The organism is Vibrio sp. 10N.222.46.A1 (assembly GCF_041473595.1).
Lineage (GTDB): Bacteria > Pseudomonadota > Gammaproteobacteria > Enterobacterales > Vibrionaceae > Vibrio > Vibrio tasmaniensis_A.
In genome coordinates, this window is record NZ_JBFRSN010000670.1 from 1 (window position 1) to 3,344 (window position 3,344).

The window sequence follows — 3,344 nt, forward strand, 5'->3', positions numbered from 1 at the left end:
GCCGTGAAAGAAGAGTTCCGCAATCAAGGCATTGCCAAATCACTGGTTGAAGACGCATTTTCTACTTTGGTAGATTTTGGTTACCCAGCCTGTGTTGTACTCGGTGATCCTGCTTACTACGGTCGTTTTGGTTTCAAGGCGGCGAGCGAATTTGGCCTGAGTTGTGTTTGGGATGTGCCTGAAGGCGCTTTTCAAGCGATTGAGTTGGTAGAAGGGGCGTTTGCTGGGCATTCTGGTGAAATTGCTTACAGCCCAGAGTTCAACGACTTATAAGCTGATTTACCACTCAATAAGATACAAACTGATTTAGTCTAAATAAAGGAGCTTGATGCTCCTTTATTTTTTGTTAGTATCAGCCCCAATGAGCACCGTTTAAGTTCACTCGAAGAATATTAATACCAACAAACCAAAGGTTACGACCGCTAGATATGTCACAAACACACGCGCAATATCTACAAGAGATGGGCATTAGCCAATGGGAGTTAAGTCACCCAGAGCGTTTGGCTGGTTATGAATCTGAATTGACTCTGTTATCGAATGATTGCAAGTTACTGTTGGTTTCACCAGAAAAACCTCAGGATGATCTCGCCGTGATGTTTGAGCGAGTACTCAAAAGTATCAAGCTCGACTTATCTCAAGCTTTACACCTTCAACCGCAACACTTGTCTGCTGTGGATTTAAGTTCGGTTGAATGGGTATGGTTTGCTGGTTGCGAATCTGCCCATGAACTGAAGGCAAAAACACTTCAATCTCCATTACTGTCTGACATTAACGGTAATAACCAACATCGCCGCGACTTATGGCAACAAATTTGTGCTTATGACTAATCAACTTTTACCCACTTCAGAACAACACCTAGACGCAATTTGGCAAATTGAGCAGACCGCGCATTCTCATCCTTGGTCTGAAAATATGATCCGTGATCTTAATAGTCGTGGAGGCAGCCACCGTGTTTTAGAAGTCGATGGGCAAGTGGTCGGCTATTTCTATGCTCAGAACATTGTCGGTGAGGTTACTTTGCTGACGATAGCGGTTGACCCTAAGCAGCAAGGCAAAGGTTACGGTAAGGCTTTGGTTGAGCACTTTCTCGATATGTGTGAACAAGCTGACGCGGAAAGTGCTTGGCTGGAAGTTCGCGAAAGTAATGTGAATGCTTTTAATCTTTACGAGAAGGCTGGCTTTAATGAAGTCGACCGCCGTCGTAACTATTATCCAACCAAGCAAGGCAACGAAGACGCCATCATTATGAGCTATCTTTTTATGTCTTTTAGCTAGTCATGTTACGTCTTTTCGTGAACTAGACCGCTAGCTCCGGAATTAGCCACAAAATAGGGTGTAAACTGACCCTTTAGAAAGTGACACGCTTTCTGTATAATCCGCACACAGAATTCAAGGGCAAGTATTATCTACTTGCCCTTTTTACGCTTTAGATCAGCAAAGGGCGACTATGTCTTTCCAACAAGAAGTGAGCAAACGTAGAACGTTTGCGATTATCTCTCACCCGGATGCGGGTAAAACCACGATTACTGAAAAAGTTCTTTTATTCGGAAACGCGATTCAAAAAGCGGGTACCGTAAAAGGCCGTGGCTCTAACCAGCACGCTAAATCTGACTGGATGGAGATGGAAAAAGAACGTGGTATCTCGGTAACTACGTCTGTAATGCAATTCCCATACAACGATTGTCTAGTCAACCTACTCGATACTCCTGGACACGAAGATTTCTCGGAAGATACGTACCGTACATTAACCGCGGTTGACTCTTGTTTGATGGTTATCGATGCTGCAAAAGGTGTCGAGGATCGTACTCGTAAACTGATGGAAGTAACGCGTTTACGTGATACACCAATCGTAACGTTTATGAACAAACTTGACCGTGATGTTCGTGACCCAATGGAAGTGCTAGATGAAGTGGAAAGCGAGCTAGGTATGGCTTGTGCTCCAATCTCTTGGCCTATCGGTTGTGGTAAAGAGTTTAAAGGCGTTTACCACATTCACCGTGATGAAACGATCTTGTATGAATCTGGCCACGGCCATGAGATCCAAGAAGTTCGCATCATCAAAGGTCTAGATAACCCTGAACTAGACGAAGCTGTTGGCGAAGATCTGGCGAGCAGCGTTCGTGAAGAACTTGAATTGGTTATCGGCGCATGTCCTGAGTTTGATCACGAACTGTTCCTTGCTGGCGAATTGACTCCGGTTTACTTCGGTACTGCATTGGGTAACTTCGGTGTTGACCATATGCTTGATGGCCTAACTCGATGGGCTCCTGCGCCTCAAACACGTCAAGCAAATGAGCGTGATGTTGAAGCGACTGAAGAGAAGTTCTCTGGTTTCGTATTTAAGATCCAAGCAAACATGGATCCAAAACACCGTGACCGTATCGCATTCATGCGTATCGTATCGGGTACTTACGACCAAGGTATGAAGATGAACCATGTTCGTACTGGTAAGAACGTCAGTATCTCTGATGCAGTAACCTTCATGGCGGGTGACCGTGCTCGTGCTGAAAAAGCATACGCGGGTGACATAATTGGTCTGCATAACCACGGCACAATTCAGATTGGCGATACCTTTACTCAAGGCGAAAGCTTGAAGTTCGCAGGTATTCCTAACTTTGCGCCTGAGCTATTCCGTCGTATTCGTCTGCGCGATCCATTGAAGCAGAAGCAACTTCTAAAAGGCTTGGTTCAGCTTTCTGAAGAGGGCGCGGTTCAAGTATTCCGTCCTTTGCAAAATAACGATCTGATCGTTGGTGCAGTTGGTGTACTTCAGTTTGATGTGGTTGTAGCGCGCTTGAAAGCGGAATACAACGTTGAAGCGATTTACGAAGGTGTGAACGTTGCAACTGCACGTTGGGTTGAATGTGATGACGCTAAGAAACTAGAAGAGTTCAAACGTAAGAGCCAAGCTAACCTAGCGTTAGATGGTGGTGATAACCTATCTTACATCGCACCGACTATGGTGAATTTGAACCTAGCTTCTGAACGTTTCCCAGAAGTTCAGTTCCGAGCGACGCGCGAGCACTAATTACTCTGCGCTCTATTCGAGTTAAACAAAAACGTCTATTGTTCTGCAATAGGCGTTTTTTTATTCGTGTCTTTTGAGGTTAGAGGCTTAAGGTAAGTATGTTCAGTTGGATAAAAGCTTGGATTAAGAAATACGATAAGTGGTGCGAAGAGCTTGGCTTAACGCCTGAAAATAAGCGCAGCTGCGTGGCTTATCGCCGTGACCCTCAAGGACAACAAACAGAGAGTAGGGAAGATGACACCAGAATTAAGTGAATTTCCGCTGTTTGACACCCATTGCCATGCGGACTTTGACATTTTTGAGCAAGGTTTTTCAC

5 protein-coding genes and 1 pseudogene are annotated in these 3,344 nt (G+C 44.9%); all 6 read left to right on the top strand.

Annotated elements, in window-relative coordinates; all coding sequences use genetic code 11:
- Nucleotides 1-273: GNAT family N-acetyltransferase (locus AB4496_RS18095; RefSeq protein WP_372131545.1), on the top strand; the 273-nt coding region annotated here is incomplete at its 5' end.
- Nucleotides 274-428: 155 nt separating this feature from the next.
- Nucleotides 429-827: a DNA polymerase III subunit psi gene (locus AB4496_RS18100; RefSeq protein WP_009847529.1), complete on the top strand. Its 399-nt coding sequence runs from the start codon at nt 429-431 to the stop codon at nt 825-827.
- Complete coding sequence (rimI, locus tag AB4496_RS18105) at nt 820-1,275, top strand: ribosomal protein S18-alanine N-acetyltransferase (RefSeq protein ID WP_009847528.1); 456 nt, start codon at nt 820-822, stop codon at nt 1,273-1,275. Before AB4496_RS18100 ends, rimI begins: the two co-directional genes overlap by 8 nt.
- Before the next feature lie 172 nt (nt 1,276-1,447).
- Entirely contained in the window at nt 1,448-3,028 is a 1,581-nt protein-coding gene (prfC, locus tag AB4496_RS18110) for a peptide chain release factor 3 (protein ID WP_012604694.1), read from the top strand.
- A 98-nt stretch (nt 3,029-3,126) separates the two neighbouring features.
- Nucleotides 3,127-3,282 (top strand): DUF5363 family protein, encoded by a 156-nt coding sequence (locus AB4496_RS18115; RefSeq protein WP_009847525.1) that lies wholly within the window; start codon nt 3,127-3,129, stop codon nt 3,280-3,282.
- A pseudogene (locus AB4496_RS18120) lies at nt 3,227-3,344 on the top strand (TatD family deoxyribonuclease); the annotation flags it as partial. The gene AB4496_RS18115 and the pseudogene AB4496_RS18120, both read left to right, overlap by 56 nt.

Coding starts and splice junctions, on each gene's coding strand:
- AB4496_RS18115 (WP_009847525.1), top strand. CDS start 3,127: ATGTTCAGTTGGATAAAAGCTTGGATTAAGAAATACGATAAGTGGTGC.
- rimI (WP_009847528.1), top strand. CDS start 820: ATGACTAATCAACTTTTACCCACTTCAGAACAACACCTAGACGCAATT.
- AB4496_RS18100 (WP_009847529.1), top strand. CDS start 429: ATGTCACAAACACACGCGCAATATCTACAAGAGATGGGCATTAGCCAA.
- prfC (WP_012604694.1), top strand. CDS start 1,448: ATGTCTTTCCAACAAGAAGTGAGCAAACGTAGAACGTTTGCGATTATC.